At 46.2% G+C, this 17,096-nt stretch carries 14 protein-coding genes; 1 reads left to right on the forward strand and 13 read right to left on the reverse strand.

All coding sequences use genetic code 11. The annotated features are described in order from the left end of the window. Nucleotides 1–2: 2 nt before the first annotated feature. The 8 genes from def to MHH63_RS15735 form a co-directional block, all read right to left on the reverse strand. Nucleotides 3–482 carry a peptide deformylase gene (def, locus tag MHH63_RS15700; RefSeq protein WP_036686193.1) on the reverse strand — a complete coding sequence of 160 codons (480 nt, stop codon included), beginning with the start codon at nt 480–482 and terminating at the stop codon, nt 3–5. An 85-nt stretch (nt 483–567) separates the two neighbouring features. Then, a complete protein-coding gene (priA, locus tag MHH63_RS15705) occupies nt 568–3,099 on the reverse strand; it encodes a primosomal protein N' (protein WP_111503664.1) in 2,532 nt (843 codons plus the stop codon). Continuing rightward, a complete protein-coding gene (coaBC, locus tag MHH63_RS15710; RefSeq protein WP_341171772.1) occupies nt 3,099–4,334 on the reverse strand; it encodes a bifunctional phosphopantothenoylcysteine decarboxylase/phosphopantothenate--cysteine ligase CoaBC in 1,236 nt (411 codons plus the stop codon). The genes priA and coaBC overlap by 1 nt, the downstream gene beginning before the upstream one ends. 216 nt (nt 4,335–4,550) lie before the next feature. Beyond that, on the reverse strand, nt 4,551–4,751 hold the full coding sequence (rpoZ, locus tag MHH63_RS15715) for a DNA-directed RNA polymerase subunit omega (RefSeq protein WP_036686188.1): 201 nt from the start codon (nt 4,749–4,751) through the stop codon (nt 4,551–4,553). A gap of 51 nt (nt 4,752–4,802) precedes the next feature. Continuing rightward, on the reverse strand, nt 4,803–5,372 hold the full coding sequence (gene gmk / locus MHH63_RS15720; RefSeq protein WP_341171773.1) for a guanylate kinase: 570 nt from the start codon (nt 5,370–5,372) through the stop codon (nt 4,803–4,805). Between the two features lie 19 nt (nt 5,373–5,391). Beyond that, the gene (gene remA, locus MHH63_RS15725; RefSeq protein WP_006209218.1) at nt 5,392–5,652 is read right to left on the reverse strand and encodes an extracellular matrix/biofilm regulator RemA; all 261 of its coding nucleotides are present in this window, start codon (nt 5,650–5,652) and stop codon (nt 5,392–5,394) included. 48 nt (nt 5,653–5,700) lie between these two features. Continuing rightward, complete coding sequence (locus MHH63_RS15730; RefSeq protein ID WP_076183388.1) at nt 5,701–6,594, reverse strand: YicC/YloC family endoribonuclease; 894 nt, start codon at nt 6,592–6,594, stop codon at nt 5,701–5,703. A gap of 38 nt (nt 6,595–6,632) precedes the next feature. Next, complete coding sequence (locus tag MHH63_RS15735; protein WP_248548322.1) at nt 6,633–8,501, reverse strand: bifunctional homocysteine S-methyltransferase/methylenetetrahydrofolate reductase; 1,869 nt, start codon at nt 8,499–8,501, stop codon at nt 6,633–6,635. 185 nt (nt 8,502–8,686) lie between these two features. Here MHH63_RS15735 and MHH63_RS15740 point away from each other — a divergent pair, with 185 nt between their 5' ends. Beyond that, nucleotides 8,687–8,944, forward strand: a complete 258-nt coding sequence (locus tag MHH63_RS15740) for a hypothetical protein (RefSeq protein WP_036686181.1) — start codon at nt 8,687–8,689, stop codon at nt 8,942–8,944. On the opposite strand, the gene MHH63_RS15745 is transcribed toward MHH63_RS15740, so the two are convergent. The 5 genes from MHH63_RS15745 to MHH63_RS15765 form a co-directional block, all read right to left on the reverse strand. Further along, nucleotides 8,917–10,017 (reverse strand): GerAB/ArcD/ProY family transporter, encoded by a 1,101-nt coding sequence (locus MHH63_RS15745; RefSeq protein ID WP_341171774.1) that lies wholly within the window; start codon nt 10,015–10,017, stop codon nt 8,917–8,919. The genes MHH63_RS15740 and MHH63_RS15745 overlap by 28 nt on opposite strands. A 22-nt stretch (nt 10,018–10,039) precedes the next feature. Further along, nucleotides 10,040–11,329 carry a Ger(x)C family spore germination protein gene (locus MHH63_RS15750; RefSeq protein ID WP_341171775.1) on the reverse strand — a complete coding sequence of 430 codons (1,290 nt, stop codon included), beginning with the start codon at nt 11,327–11,329 and terminating at the stop codon, nt 10,040–10,042. Then, nucleotides 11,247–12,908 carry a spore germination protein gene (locus MHH63_RS15755; protein ID WP_341171776.1) on the reverse strand — a complete coding sequence of 554 codons (1,662 nt, stop codon included), beginning with the start codon at nt 12,906–12,908 and terminating at the stop codon, nt 11,247–11,249. The genes MHH63_RS15750 and MHH63_RS15755 overlap by 83 nt, the downstream gene beginning before the upstream one ends. Nucleotides 12,909–13,054: 146 nt before the next feature. Then, a complete protein-coding gene (gene dapF / locus MHH63_RS15760; protein ID WP_076129138.1) occupies nt 13,055–13,891 on the reverse strand; it encodes a diaminopimelate epimerase in 837 nt (278 codons plus the stop codon). Between the two features lie 137 nt (nt 13,892–14,028). Further along, entirely contained in the window at nt 14,029–16,845 is a 2,817-nt protein-coding gene (locus tag MHH63_RS15765) for a calcium-translocating P-type ATPase, SERCA-type (protein ID WP_076189874.1), read from the reverse strand. Nucleotides 16,846–17,096: the final 251 nt, after the last annotated feature.

The raw sequence follows: 17,096 nt of genomic DNA on the forward strand, positions 1-17,096 counted from the left end.
CCTCACTCCTCAGTCTCGTTAGCAGTCATCTCGTACACTTTTTCAGCGATATCTGTAAACAGAACTCCATTCAAATGGTCAATCTCATGCTGAAAAGCCCGGGCAAGTAAACCACTGCCGGTTATCGTAATCTCTTTTCCCTCACGGTTAAGGCCACGTACAGTTACAGTCTCCGCACGGCGTACATCACCATTCAAGCCAGGAATACTAAGACATCCTTCTGGTCCTAGCTGTTCACCTTCCATGCTGATGATTTCAGGGTTAATCATTTTGATCAATCCATGCTCTTCATCCGCATCCACCACAATTAGACGTTTCAAAATTCCGACTTGGGGTGCCGCCAGCCCTACTCCTTCAGCGTCATACATCGTATGTGCCATATCATCCAGCAATTTTTTAACATTAGGAGTAACTACAGCTACTTCTTTAGCTTTTTTGTGCAATACTTCATCCGGTTCCTTAACGATCAAACGTATAGCCATTACAAAACACCTTCCCGTTCTGAACATTTCTATATTTAAAGTCAATTTATAAAGCTCTTTTTTTACATTGTAACATGATACGGATTTACATCAACATCTGCGGATCCACATCAATGCTGATCTGAAGACCAGTATCCCGTACAGAATCCTCTAACTCTTCAGCCACTTGGCGGACAAGTCCAATTACATCGATGGCGCCGCGCCATTTTATCATACACTGGAATCTATATCTACCCTTTAATCGAGGGATAGGTGAAGCCACAGGACCCAACAGATCTAACACATCACTGGTTAGCTTATCGAGACTTCCATACCATCTTAGCTGTCTGGCTTTTCCTTGAAGATTCAGAGCATAATTCTCTGCCATCCGCAGTAGAAGCGGCAGCTGTTCATGAGACAATGTGACCAGGATGAGTCTGCAATACGGCGGATAATGGAGGCCTCTACGATGCTTCAGCTCTTCACGTACAAAAGAGAGATAGTCATGTCCGCTGGCATGAATAATGGAATAATGCTCTGGCGTATAGGACTGAACGACCACTTCGCCTGGAAGCTGATGCCGGCCTGCTCTGCCTGCAACTTGTGTAAGCAATTGGAATGTCTTCTCTGCTGCGCGAAAATCGGGCAGGTTCAACGCTGAATCTGCTGTGATTACACCAACAAGAGTGACATCTGGAAAATCCAGTCCCTTTGCTACCATCTGAGTCCCCAGGAGAACATCCGCTTTTTTGTCCCGGAATTGGTTCAGCAGCTTCTCATGTGAGCCTTTTTCTGTTGTTGTGTCCACATCCATACGAATCACTCGTATGCCTGGGAACAGCTTACCAAGCTCTTCTTCCACCCGCTGTGTACCCGTTCCGAAAAACCGGATATGTTCACTCCCACACTCCGGACAAAGCTTAGGTGCTGGTTCAGCATGGCCACAATAATGACAACGCAAATTGTCACTACGGCTATGATATGTTAGTGAGATATCACATTCTGGACAACCGGCTACGTAACCACAGCTACGACACATGACAAAGGTTGAGAAACCTCTACGGTTAAGCAGCAGCACCGTCTGTTCTCCGCGTTCCAGCCTCTCTTCCAGTGCTGAATGAAGCTTTCGGCTGAACATCGAACGGTTGCCTTCTTTAAGCTCTTCCCGCATGTCTACTACGTTCACCTTTGGAAGTTCATTTCCAAGCGCACGGGTAGGCATCTCCAGCAGTACCGGTGAAAAATGAATATCACTCTGCGATCTTGCAGCATGATAGCTTTCCAGCGAAGGCGTGGCAGATCCAAGAATCACAGCTGCCCCACACTGCTCCGCTCTACGAATAGCAGCATCACGGGCATGATATTTCGGATTCTCCTCCTGTTTATAAGAGGTCTCATGTTCTTCATCCATAATAATCAGCCCTAAGTTGGAGAAAGGAGCAAACACGGCCGATCTTGCGCCTACAGCGACTGTGGCCTTTCCTTCACGGATTTTACGCCACTCATCGTAGCGCTCACCAACAGACAGCCGGCTATGCATAACCGCGACCCCGCTGCCGAACCGTCCCTTAAACCGCTCCACCATTTGTGGCGTTAAAGCAATCTCTGGAACAAGAACAACAGCCTGTCTACCCTGATCTAAACAACGTTTAATACACTGCAAATAGATCTCTGTCTTACCACTACCCGTAACGCCATGAAGCAGAAATACTTCGTGAAGCTGCTCTTCTACGGTTCGAGAAATCCTTGTATATACGACCTCTTGTTCCGCTGTGAGCGGTAGAGGTGCGGTAGGTTTAAAATCTCGCCCTTGATAAGGATCGCGATAGACTTCAATTTCACTGATCTCGATAAATCCTTTTTCCTCCAAGGCCTTTACAGTACTTGCCGTTACTTGGAGTGCAGACAAAACTTCTTTAAGGGCCATGGGGAGTGTAGCTTCCATATCAACTAAAAAGCTCAGAACTTCCTTCTGGCGTGCTGATTTTTTCGGAAATTTGTTCAAAGCCTCACGGGCAGCAGTGACACCTATCGCCAGATCGACTGCCTTGAGCTTTTTCTTGCCCATTTTATCCTTAATGGATTGACTCTCTATAAGTACTCCACGCCGCAGCATGAACTTCACCGTCTCAGCAGCCTCAGGAAATGCACGAGTAAGCTGCTTCATGGAAACTTCGCCACTACGTCCAATAAATTCTGTGATTAGCCGTTCCTCATCCCCTGTGTCCGCAAACATTGGGAACAATTCATCCGCTGGAAATGCTGTCTCTTCCTGCACATCTCCAAGTGAAATCAGCCGTTCTGCCTTCCCTTTTAGAGCGGTGGGCAACATCGCCTGCAGTGCTGAAATTCGTCTACATGCATATCTTTTACTCATCCAGTCCGCAAGCTCAACTAATTCAGGAGATAAAGGCGGGAGCAGATCCAACACTTCTTGGATTGGCTTCAGGCTAGGATTCACTAGAGTCTCGCCTGATTCTAAAGAAACTACAAAACCTTGGACTGTCCGGTGCCCAAACGGAACGGCTACCCGACTGCCCACTTCAATCCATAATTTCAGGGATTCTGGAATACTATAATCAAATGGCCGGTCAGTGCTGCGTACAGGCACATCCACAATGACCTTGGCGATATCCATTATAATGAAGCTCCAGTAATTCGCTCTGCCACGAGCGTCAGCAAACGACGAGCAACCTCATCCTTCGACATTTGTGGCAATTCAAGCACCAATCCATTCACATCATATATCGAAACGATATTCGTATCCGCTCCAAATCCGGCTCCTGCAGCCGCTACATTGTTAGCAACGATGAGATCGCAGTTTTTGCGGACCAGCTTGTCCTTAGCATAAAATTCCGTATTGCCCGTTTCTGCAGCAAAGCCGACCAAAAACTGCTTGTTTTTGTTCTTACCGAGTGTTTCCAGAATATCCGTTGTCTTCACAAGCTCAAGCGTCATCGTCTCTCCGCTTTTTTTAATCTTGGAAGGCTCACTATGCTTCGGACGGTAATCCGATACAGCCGCCGCCTTGATCATAATGTCGCAGCTGTCCCACTGCGCGGTAACTGCTTCATACATTTCCTGTGCGGATTGAACACGAATGACTGAAATCTCTGGATCCTGTGGAGGAGCCTCATCTGTACGCGCAGCAATCAACGTTACCTCAGCTCCCATTGCGCGTGCAGCACGTGCTAATGCGAAGCCCATTTTACCTGATGAATCATTGGAGATATAACGTACTGGATCAATCCGTTCTACCGTTCCACCCGCTGTGATGACGATTTTTTTACCCTCAAGAGGTTTGGATGCGACGCTTGCTTGGTGTGCAAAAAAATTCTCAACCACACTCACAATAGCCTCCGGCTCTTCCAGCCGACCTTTGCCAACGTATCCACATGCCAGCAGTCCTTCACCAGGCTCAATAAACTGAATGCCCCGGCTAGCGAGAATATTCAAATTATTAAGTACAGCTGGATGCTGATACATATGAACATTCATAGCTGGTGCAACCATAATAGGAGCCGTAGTAGCAAGCAGCGTTGTAGATAACATATCATCGGCGATCCCGTGCGCCATTTTGGCAATCATATTTGCGGTCGCGGGTGCTACCAGCACAAGATCCGCAGCATCTGCCAGATCAATATGTGAAATGGAGGATGGATCTCTCTCCTGGAATGTATCACTGTATACTCGTTGCTTCGATAGTGACTGTAGAGTTAATTCTGTAATGAACTGCTTCGCCGAAGCTGTCATAATGACATGGACCTCGGCACCTTTTTGGACAAGCTTACTGGTCAAGGACGCCGCTTTATAAGCAGCAATTCCTCCTGTGATCCCAAGTAAAATAGTCTTCCCCTTCAAGCTCTTCAACATGATCTCCCCCCTGTTCCCTACTCTTACAACGAATGGCTATCTTTACGACGAGAAAAAAATAACAACCTTCCGGTTGTCATAAAGAGCCCGGTTCTGGGCTTTCATCATAAATTTAAGACCCGTAAATGCTCCATAACCCAAGAAGAAACGGCAGCGCCTCAAAACAAATAGGCGGCATCCGTTTCTACAATAGGTCATTATTACTTATGCTTGAGACTACTCTTCACCGCGGGTTAGAGTAATGCGATCTTCGTAAATTTCCTCAAGAGCAACACCAACAAATTTATGCGATCTAGGATTCTTCACATCTGTCTTGCCACCCTCACGCAATTGTCTAGCACGACGTGCAGCAGCGACAACGAGCGAATACTTACTGTCAACCTTAGTCATCATTTCATCAATGGATGGATATAGCACTGGGACACCTCTTCATAGTTTACTGTTAATACATTTGACCTTCAGCTTAAATTATCTGACTTTACAATGTTCGGCGATAATAATGCTTTCTATTCTCTTACAAGCCAGATCAATCTCATCATTCACTACAGCATAATCATAATGCTGCATTAAGTTGATCTCATCCTCCGCTACAGTCATGCGGTGATCGATCACATCTGGATGCTCAGTACCCCGTCCGCGAATGCGGTCCTTCAACTCGTCCATGGATGGAGGAAGAAGGAACACAAAAATCCCTTCAGGAAATTTATCTTTGACTTTGAGAGCGCCTTGAACCTCAATTTCGAGAATAATGTCTTTGCCGCTATTGAGAGTTCTCTCCACAAAATCACGGGGAGTACCGTAATAATTACCTACGTACTCCGCGTATTCAAGCAATTGATCGGCTTCGATCATTGCCATAAATTCATCTTTGCTTTTGAAAAAATAGTTGACGCCATCTTCCTCACCCGCACGCGGACTGCGAGTAGTAGCAGAAACTGAGTAGACAAGTTCGGGCATCTTCGGACGTAGTGCTGTACAAACAGTACCTTTACCTACGCCGGAAGGTCCGGATAATATGATGAGCAATCCTTTTGACATAATACACTCCATTTAGTTGTTATTCGTCGTTGTCGTCATCTTTACTGGATAAGCGATGCGCCACAGTCTCCGGCTGTACAGCCGATAGGATGACATGATCACTATCTGTAATGATTACGGCACGAGTCCGTCGGCCATAGGTGGCGTCGATCAACATATGCCGATCACGTGCCTCCTGGATAATACGTTTGATTGGTGCAGATTCCGGACTGACGATAGAAATAATGCGGTTGGCAGACACAATATTTCCAAAGCCAATGTTAATAAGTTTGATTGCCATGTTCCGGTAGTTCCCCCCATAAAGTTCTATGCTATTACCTATTCCCGATTACTCTATGTTCGCAGCTTGTTCTCGAATCTTCTCCAGTTCTGCTTTCATATCTAGCACAAGACCCACGAGAGTTAGATGATTGCATTTCGATCCGATTGTATTCGTCTCACGGTTCATCTCCTGAATGAGAAAATCCAGTTTGCGTCCTACCGGTCCTTTCCCCTTCAGGAGGGCTCTGCATTGCTCGAAATGACTATACAACCGGGTCAACTCTTCATCAATATTACAGCGATCTGCAAAAATAGCGATCTCCATCCCGAATTTATGCTCATCAAAAGCGAACGTCCCATCATTTAGTTCATTCAATCGATGTCGAAGTTTCTCTCGATATTCAATGATTACGACAGGTGCAAGTTCAACCATTTCAGTATGCATGTTCTCAAGATGGTTCAGGCGCTGTTCAATATCTGCGGCTAGATAACTGCCTTCACGGGCGCGCATCTCCAGCAGAGACTGCAAACACTGCTCAAGTCCCGCCTCCAATACTTCGGAGTAGTCTTCTAATGTCGCAGACACGGCACCCGCAGCCTCGTCTTTGCTGTCCATAATACCGGGTATAGAAAGTATATCACGTAAAGTCAACTCACCCGTCAAACCATATTCGTTCTTAAGCTGCTCTGCTGCCTTTAGATAGGTCATTACAGCAGAGTGATTCAGAACCGGTCTAACAGTCGACTCATCGTGCTCTCTATTGATGGTAACATCTATTCTTCCCCGTTTGATGTGCTGTTGAACCTTTCTTCTCAACACATCCTCATAACCCGTCCAATCCCGGGGCATCCGCAGTACAACTTCGCAGTACCGGTGATTCACCGATTTCACTTCGAACATAATCTTGTAGCCGCCGAATTGCAGGGACGATTGACCGTATCCGGTCATGCTAAATGACAACGGAATCACATCCATTACACTATTGTAATTGATTATTACTAGCGAAACAAGGGGGACAATTTGCGTCCTGATTTCTCCCACACATACTCCATTAGCTGTGCGCTCATATCGTAGAACATGAACGGAGTCATCAGATAGATCCCATTAAAATGGGCAGTAGCAACATCTAACAGTTCCTTAGCGATAGCGACACCTTCTGCTCTTCCAGCTTCCCCTTCAAGTCCCTTCATGCGGTTGCGGACATCGTCCGTAAGCTGAATACCGGGAACCTCATTATGTAGAAACTCTGCATTACGCCCGCTTGCCAGTGGCATAACCCCAATGAATACGGGAATTTCCAGATGTGCTGTTGCCTCAGCTATCTTCACGATAAGTTCCTGATCATAGACAGGCTGGGTCATAATATAATCGGCACCAGAGGCAATTTTCTTCTCCAGACGTTGCACTGCCTTATCCAAATGTTTAACATTCGGGTTAAATGCAGCTCCGATTACAAAATTCGCTTTCTGTTTCAAAGGTTTACCTGAGAAGGAAATCCCGTCATTCAGCTGCTTGATCATTCTAATAATCTCAAAAGAGGTTAAATCATAAACCGAGCTTGAGCCGGGAAGATCTCCAAATTTCGCAGGATCACCTGTTACGGCCAGCACATGATCAATTCCAAGCGCATCAAAACCCATCAAATGGGATTGAGTACCAATCAAATTACGATCCCGGCAAGCAATATGCACTAGCGGACGAAGTCCAGTTTTAGCGTGCACCAAATGCCCCAAAGCCATATTGCTCATCCGTGTAACAGCCAGAGAGTTGTCGGCGAGTGTCAACGCATCCGCGCCTGCTCTTCTAAGCGCTTCTGCGCCCTGCATAAACTTTGCGATATCCAATTCGCGCGGTGGATCAAGCTCAACAATAACCGTATGTCGTTCCTTTACCAGATCAACCAGGTTCGGCTCTCTACCCTCTCTATCATCATCGCCAAAATTATCTTGCAGCGATACACGCTCCACAGTAGGTGGCAACGATTTAGGAAGCGGTTGCGGTACATAATTCTTCAGTGCAGACGAGATTTCTGCGATATGCTGCGGAGTTGTACCACAGCAACCACCGATTATCCGGCAGCCCATCTCCGCAAAAGTCTGCGCCATTTGCCCAAAATATTCTGGAGAAGCCCCGTACCGGTATTCTCCGTCTACATAATCCGCTACACCCGCATTTGGATACACAGAAGCTGGCAGAACCAGATTCCCTTGTACAGCTTTGAGCGCCCGCTTCATTCCGTTCGGGCCCGTGTTACAGTTAAATCCGATAACATCAGCGCCATCGCTTTCCAGGATACGAAAAGCTTCCGGCAAAGTTAATCCATCTAATGTGCGTGCTGTTTCATCGACAGCTAATTGGCAAACTACAGGAAGCGAGCTGATTTTGCGGAGTGTTCTTAGAGCTAAATGCAGTTCCTCAACATCGTAGAAGGTTTCCAGCATAATGCCATCTACGTCCTCTTCTAACAATGCAGCAATCTGCTGTGTAAAATATTTTTTCAGCTCTGTGGAAGAGAGATTCGCACGTTTACCCGCACGAATAGATCCTACAGCTCCTAATACATACCCATGATCTCCAGCAGCCCGGCGAGCGATTCTAACCCCGGCTCGATTAATTTCCTCAACCTTGGATTCTAGACCATATTTGGACAGCCTGTCATAGTTCGCCGAGAAGGTGTTGCTTTCCAGCAGCACTGCCCCTGCCTCAATATAGCTGCGGTGAACATCTTCGATTACCCCCGGAGAGGTCAAATTTAATTCTTCATAGGAAATGCCGACCGGAAAACCCTTCTGATATAAGTAGGTCCCCATCGCTCCGTCTCCGACTAATACTTTATTTCCCCATGCGGAACGTAAATCCGGCTTCACAACAAGATCCTCCCCTGCCACATTAGTTTCTAACTTTAGTTTCATACTAATGTAACATAAATCGGTATGGATGATAAGCTTTCCAAAAGAAATGCATTTAGACCAAAATATCCACCATGCATGTTCATATATAAAAAGCTTCATACTAACGTTAATGCTGTTATTTCCATAAAGGAGAGAATACTTTGAAGAAAAAAACAAGAAAGTTTCTGATCCGAAAATACGCTGTAACTTTACTGCTAGCCACTCTCTGCTTACTGTATATTTATTTGCTAGATTGGCTGTATGGCTATGGGCTGGGTAACGTCGGCTATATCCTTAATTATCTGTTCTATACCGCCTCAGAGAAAGCTACTGCTTGTATTTTACTGCTCTGCTTGTTCATCCCCGATATCTATTACTGGAAAACAGGACATCAACCAGAACGTGGCGGGGAAAGATGACTTCTTATCGCCGCAACGATGACAAGAATTACAGGGATCAACACCATAAAGAAGGGAAAAATCGTATATAACAATCTCCCTCCCTCATTAATGTGTTCAGTAAAGCTCCGCGCGTTCAACATCGAGCTGAACAGAATGATCAGAGCACAGGGATAGACCATTCTCCGGTAAGGAATTTTGAACAATTCGGAAATCCCTATAAGTGCCGCCGCAAAAAACACTGACATTTTGAAAAAAACGCCGATAATCAGCACCATAACTACTAGAATATCCACACGTTGAATAAAATCGGAGATTGAAATCTTGCTAATCGTGGGCATCAGAGGGAGGGGTGAACGTTTCACAATATCTGTGCCCAGCACGGAGATATTCAGCATCATAGTCAGACTTAAGAGCAAACCTGAAACAAATATCCCTGCTCCGATGACCCAAGGACCTTTTTTAACATTGTTCAGATAGGGCATTAGCATGGTAAAACAAATCATTTCACCAAAAGGGAACATATAGTTCTGGCGAATGACAGATTCGATCACAGGCTGGAACCCATTCTCAAAAACAGGAAGCAATCGATTCAAATTAATGGAGCCCGATAACATCAGCATGATCGAGCAAAATATACCTATCAGCATTACGAGAGTTGCGAATACCAATGAAGTTCGGGATAACACCTCTACTCCTTTATGCAAAACATACGCAGAAGATAAGATCATCAATGTAGATATGATAAACAACGGTGTGCGGTGCATAGTAGCCATAACCAGCATGGAACTTCCATCCCGTAAATCACGACCCGCTAAATTGAGAAAAAGGATAATGTAGAGAACAGAAATCACCGTACCGATGGATCTTCCCAGCAGCTTGCGTGTATAGGTTGTTAAGGGCAGATCCGGAAACTTTCTGTACAAATAAGTGTACCCCGAAAAAATAATCAAACCGATCAAATTTCCGAGCAGTATGGATATCCACGCATCTTTACCAGACTCCATCCCAAGATTCACTACCAGCGCTGTTCCTAGTTCAAACAACAAAGTCAACGTGAAAAATTGGAGTAGTCCTATTTTTATTTTTCCCATAGCTGCCCCTCCTTTATTGTCATTACTTATTCTTGGACTGAAAGGAATCACTCCGCATATCCGTATGCCTGATCACAGCATCCGTATTGATATTAATCTGGCAGGTTTCAAATATACGGTCCCAATGATCTTTTACTTGTTTCCAGCCACGTGGATTAGCTCTTTCTGCTGCTTCACCAAAACCTAGATAATCACTTTTTAACGAACGGGCAGTTGTTATGGCAGCGCGAATCTGTTCTTTAACATTCTTTTCCAAAAGCTTCGAAAGATTATTTAACACCGTCGGATCTGTTAGATCCAAGCCATTGGGCGATTCCTTTAATCCAGCCTGCTGAGTGACGTTAATCGTGAAGATAGGATGCTCTATGTCTTTCGCATCAGCGTGGATATGTACCTGTGATAAATACACATTAAACGATATATAATCATTCTCACCTATCGAGACCAGTACCGGCATCTGAGAGATTTTATTCTTAAGCAAAACGGTACCGATCGCCTCCTCCCCTTGCAGCCACCCTTTAAGCTTGTCTTCTTTAAAAGCTGCAAGACCTGTAACTTTTATTATGGCCTCCGGTCTTATTTTTTTTAAATTATCATTACTTTCCCTCTGCTCCAAATCTCCAGTCACTAGCACGCCATTGATCACTGGCCCCCCACCAGGAACCTGTATCCCCCGGATAATATCATCCACTTCCATCCGATAGTTATATCCGAATTGTTTAGAGGTCGTCTGCAGCTTTTCCACCAAATCGTTGGATGGAATTCTTCCGAACACGGTCATAGTCGTCATACATTCACTAGCAGGCTGTCCCTTGGAAATAAAAATCAGGCTTGTCAGCCGGGTTTCACTTTCCCTTTCCAGCACATCCATGATATCCTTGATGCCTTCTTGCGCGAACTTCTCGGAAATGATGACCACCCGAATATGTCCTAAAGACAAAAAACGTGCAGTCTGACGCGAGGCATTGGCTAATGCTTCAAACATAGAGCGGCCGCTACCTTTATATACCGAAACAGGTGAAGTCCCTCTAGCGTTCTTCCCAGAGATTTCGTCAGCAACGATAACCTGAAAGGATACTACGTATTTCTCTTCTTCTGTAGGTCCTCTATCTATGGACACACCCGAAACGATGGCTCTTCTGTTTAATTCCACACTATCCCAGCAGCCTGTGAGACTAAGACAGATCAATACGCAAGGTAATAAAAGTCCTGCTAAGAAAAAATTGCATTTACTCAGAATCTTGCTTTCCTTTCTTATGCGGCTGTGTCCCTTTAGTCTTATCAAGAATTTTTGGAGATAGGTTCTGTTCATGTCCGGCTGTGATCTCCTTCCCTTCTGAAATGTTCCCTTGCTGCGCAGTAGCAGGAGCTGGTTCTGCTGTGCCAAGCGCCCACAAAGGCAGCCTTAAGACGGCATCCTTCTGACCTCTGGATGACAAAGGCACGATTGGAGACAAATAAGGAACGCCAAAAGTCCGCAGACTGTTCATATGTGCAACCAGTACGATTAAACCCAGTGTAATCCCGTAAAAACCAAACATACCAGCCAATATCAAAAAACCAAAGCGGATAATTCTGCCCGCAATCGCCATGTTATACGCTGGAATGGCAAAGCTCGCAATCCCGGTCAACGCGACCACAATCACCATAACGGGCGTAATAATTCCAGCCTCTACCACAGCCTGACCAAGAATCAGAGCACCTACTACAGATACGGTCTGCCCAACTGCACGCGGCATTCTTACTCCCGCTTCCCGGATGATTTCAAACGCACCTTCCATTAGAATAGCTTCGACAAAAGCGGGGAAAGGCACATTTTCCCGTTGCGATAACAGGTTGATCAGCAAAGTCGTAGGGATCATCTCATAATGAAACGTCGTCAAAGCTATATACACGGAAGGCCCTAGAATAAGCACAATAAAACTGATATACCGAATAATTCGCATCAGAATAGCAATATCGAACCTTTGCGCATAATCCGAAGCTGACTGAAAAAAAAGAGTGAAAACCGCAGGCAAAATCAATACAAAGGGGGTGCCATCAACGACAATCACTACCCTCCCTTCTAACAGATTCGTTGCAGCCACGTCTGGCCGCTCGCTGTTATTGATCGTTGGAAAAGGGGTAAAGGTCTTATCCTGAATCAGCTCTTCGATATAACCGGATTCCATGATGGCATCTACATTAATCTGCTGCAGCCGTTTTCTAACTTCTTCAACCAGCTTCTCGTCCGCAGTATCCTTGATGTACATAAAAACCACATCGGTCTGAGTTACCGCCCCGATCTTCACATGCTCGAGTCTTAGTTTGGGTGATCTTATTCTTCTGCGTATTAATGAGACATTCGTAGCCAAAGATTCAACAAAGCTATCCTTTGGACCACGCACAACTAGCTGAGTGGAGGGTTCAGTGACAGAACGAGCTTCCCCTCCTTCAGTCTCACACATGATGCCACTGTCATAACCTTCAATGAGAATCAGTGTCTTCCCAGAAAGAATTCCGAGCAGCACCTCGTTCCAATCCTCCTGCAGCTGCGCTTCACCTATTTCCAGGGCACGGTTTAAAATGAAGTCATTCAGATTATTTGCTGCAGTATTACTTTCCTTAAGCATCTCATCTGTTATGGAGAGCAATGAACCCATTACAAATTGATTCACGGTTTCTGTCTTAGCTAGACCATTAAGATGTACCGCAGCAGCCTCAACAAAGGATTGCTCACCAAGCTTTACCTGGCGGATTCTAAGATCCGGACTATCTCCCAGCTCGGTAATGATATTGTTTAGTGTCTGCTCCAGATGAATGGTTAATCTGGCTCCCGAACCTGAACCCGCCGGGTCTGCTTGCTGTCCCTTACCGGATTTATTTCTTTTAGTTAACCCGTTGATGTTCAACAAGCTCCCCTCCTTTCTCTCATAAACATTGTAGTATTATTCTCGGTTACTCCTTCCATTATTCGGCTGCTTAAAGTCACATCAGGTTAAAAACACAAAAAAGGCAGTCCAAGAATGCGCTCTTGGACTGCCTTTTTTATTATTTTTTATATTGCTACACTGCCCGTGAATACGACCTCAGCAGGTCCAGTCATATAAACATGATTATCCTCTTCATTCCATTCAATATAGAGATCGCCGCCCTTTAGACTAATCCAAGCTGCCCGGTCTGTAAGATCATTCAGCACAGAGGAGACAAGGGTTGCACAGGCTCCAGTGCCACAGGCAAGCGTAGGTCCTGCCCCACGTTCCCAGACACGCATATCCACTCTCCCCCGATCCAGTACCGTTGCGAATTCAACGTTTACTTTTCTCGGGAACAAAGGATGTACCTCAAGCTTAGGTCCCCATGTGGCAAGATCAAAATTCACTGCATCTTCTACGTAAATCACGCAATGAGGATTTCCCATGGATACCGCTGTGAACGTAAATTCGGTTCCGTCCGCTTCAATCGGCTGAGAGAGCACTGGCTCTGCATCAATAGATACTGGAATTTGCAGACCGGACAATACAGGTTCGCCCATATCTACAGTTACAGTCTCCACAACACCGTCTTTCACGTTTAATGTAACCTTTTGTTCTCCGGCACCAATCGTTTCTATTACAATCTGCTCTGAGCTTACCAGTCCGTGGTCATATACATATTTAGAGACACAGCGAATAGCATTTCCGCACTGCTCCGCCTCCGAACCATCAGAATTCATAATACGCATCATGAAATCGCCACGCTCAGAAGGAAGGATATATACCAGTCCGTCAGCACCGATTCCAAAGAACCGGTTGCATAGGGTTACAGCAAGCTCCGCTGCATTACTTGGCAGCTCTTGCTCACCGAAAACAACGATGAAGTCATTACCGAGGCCGTGCATTTTTGTAAATTCCATTAAAAGTCCACTCCTAAAGGTTATGTTATGTTAGCATTCGCTTAAGCTTAAGGTTCTGTGTAATTTAGCATTTCGCAAGCATATGAGCGGTTAACTGCAACAAGTATACCTTTAGGAATGGAGCATTAGTATTGACTTTATGCTGAAATTTTTGTACTTTTTATCATCGTACTGCCGCTGCGCCCCCGATTACGTTTGCCGCCCCAAACACTGCCGGCACCCATCAAGAAGGTTGGGATTCCCGCTGTTACAAACACCAGACACCATTCGCGGAAATTGAGCGGCACTGTTTTGAAGACAGGCTGGAGCACAGGCACGTACATTACGGCCAGCATCAGTAAGACTGATGACAATACGGCAAGCACTAGATACTTATTCTGGAACGGATTGCGGTGGAACACTGAGCGCGAGCTGCGGCAATCGAAGACGTGGATCAACTGTGCCATAACGAGTGTCGCAAAAGCCACCGACTGTGCGCGAATCAATTGTGCAGGATTCTCTGGTGCTATACGTAAAGTTAGCCAAAATGCTCCTAGCGTACATAAGCCAATTAAGAGTCCACGGCTTATAATTTTCCAGCCTAAGCGGCGGGCAAAAATATTCTCTTTCGCACCACGCGGTTTATGCTCCATCAAATCCTTCTCGGGCTGATCCACGCCAAGGGCCATCGCTGGCAGTCCGTCTGTCACCAGATTGACCCAAAGGATTTGAATGGGAACGAGCGGCAATGGCAGAGCGAGCATCATTGCAAAGAACATTGTCAGAATTTCTCCTACATTGGATGCCAACAAATAACGAATGAATTTACGAATATTCTCATAGATGTTTCTGCCTTCTTCGATGGCAGCAACGATCGTAGAGAAGTTATCATCTCCGAGAACAAGTGATGATGCTTCCTTGGTCACATCTGTGCCTGTGATACCCATGGCTATTCCGATGTCCGCAGCCTTAATGGCTGGAGCGTCATTCACTCCATCTCCGGTCATAGCCACTACGTGACCATGACGTTGTAGCGATTTAACGATCCGAAGCTTATGCTCTGGAGATACGCGGGCGAATACATACACATTGTCCGATACCTTATCCAGCTCATCATCATCCATCCGGGTTAACTGAGCACCTGTCAGCACCGTTCCCCCACGCTGCAGAATTCCCAGCTGGTGAGCAATAGCCTCGGCAGTTGTTCCATGGTCACCGGTAATCATAACCGTCTTAATCCCGGCCCGGCGTGTGACGCTGATGGCATCGCGGACTTCACGACGTGGCGGATCAATCATTCCAGCCAAACCAATAAAGACTAATTGATTCTCCGCATCCTTTTCACTATTCACATGTTCATTTGGTCGCATATCCCGGTAAGCCATACCTAGCACACGAAGGGCTCCAGAAGCCATCTGCTCATTGGCATCAAGCACCTTTTGCCGCAAAGTCGGCGTACAAGGCACAACACCGCCCTCCCAAAGCATGTATGAGCAGCGATTGAGCAGTACATCGGGCGCACCTTTTGTACATACCATCCGTCCTCCAGGATGGCCTACGATCACAGACATCAGCTTCCGTTCAGAATCAAACGGAAATTCCTGTTCACGAGTGTAGGTTACAGCAAGCGTCTGAGCGGTCAGACCCATCTTTCCTGACAGTGCCACGAGTGCTCCTTCAGTCGGGTCGCCCTTCAGTTCCCAAACGGAAGTGTTGTCTGCAGACTTTTCAAGAATAGCATCCTTATCCTTCCCTTTGCGTTTGCCTCGCACTTCAGACTGGAAGGTCTCGATGATTTCCGCGTTGCTGCATAATGCGCCGACCTGCAACATCCGCCGTAAGCTTTGATCATGTTTTAGATCCACTGCTTTACCTTTCTCCAGAACCTGTCCATTTGGAGCATACCCTTCGCCTGTTACCTCAAGACCACGTCCACCCGTCCATAATCGGGTCACCGTCATTTTATTCTGCGTTAAAGTTCCTGTCTTGTCTGAACAGATTACCGAGGCACAGCCCAGCGTTTCCACTGACGGCAATTTACGAACGATAGCTTTGCGTTTGATCATCCGCTGCACACCTAGCGCAAGCGCAATAGTTACAATAGCGGGGAGCCCTTCCGGAATCGCGGCAACTGCCAAGCTCACACCAGCCAAGAACATGGAGGTGGCAGGCTGTCCATGCAGAATACCTGCTGCCACAACTACAATTGTCAATCCCAGAGATACGTAGATCAGAATCTTTCCAAGTTGCTCAAGCCGATGCTGCAAAGGTGTTTCCTGAGAATCCGTATTCTGGATTAGATCTGCTATCTTACCCATTTCCGTATTCATACCGGTACGGATTACAACAGCTCTCCCTGTTCCTCTGGTTACCATAGTGCCCATGAAGCCTAAATTCTTCTGATCACCAAGCGGAATCTCTTCTGCACGGATCGCTTCCGAATGCTTCGAGACAGGTAATGATTCCCCAGTAAGTGCGGATTCTTCCACATATAGAGCACTGCATTCCAACCAACGTACATCAGCAGGAATCCGATCACCACTCTCCAGCAAGACAATATCGCCTGGCACCAACAGCTTGGCTGGGATAATCTCGCTATTCCCTCCACGTAGCACTTTCGCAGAAGGTGCGGAGAGCTGCTTTAAAGCTCTGAGCGAACGTTCGGCGCGAAACTCCTGAACAAATCCAAGCGCTCCATTCAGTAGGATAATCGCGATGATCGTGATGGCATCCAAGTATTCGCCTAGCAACCCGGATACAAGCGTTGCACCCATGAGCACAAGCACCATGAAATCCTTGAACTGGTTCAACAGCAGGGTAAACGGAGATACTGTCTTTCCTTCCGACAGCTCGTTGTACCCGTTCTCCTTTCGTCTCTCCGCGGCTTCCTCATCACTGAGGCCCGTCCTTGGCTGGACATTGAACATTTTCTGCAGCTCTTCTGCACCGAGACGGTGCCAACTGTTTTGTTCCATGACTTTTCTTTCCCTCCCGGTCGTTTCTTTACTTCCGGCGGCGCACAGCTTTTCCACCTGTTCATGACAAATGTATTCAAGGTCGTCCAATAATATCACCCCTATCCAATTCCCCTTTTGCGCGAATGTCCTAAAGTATGGCATCATAGAGAGGTAAGCATAAACGTCTTTGGCGTCCTTATAAGGACAGGTAGGCGTTTGAACGAGAAATATAAGACATAAAGTATTGTGTGAAACTTTTACTTTCTTAT

It is taken from the genome of Paenibacillus sp. FSL H3-0310 (assembly GCF_038002785.1).
In the GTDB taxonomy this organism is placed as follows: Bacteria; Bacillota; Bacilli; order Paenibacillales; family Paenibacillaceae; genus Paenibacillus_AQ; species Paenibacillus_AQ odorifer.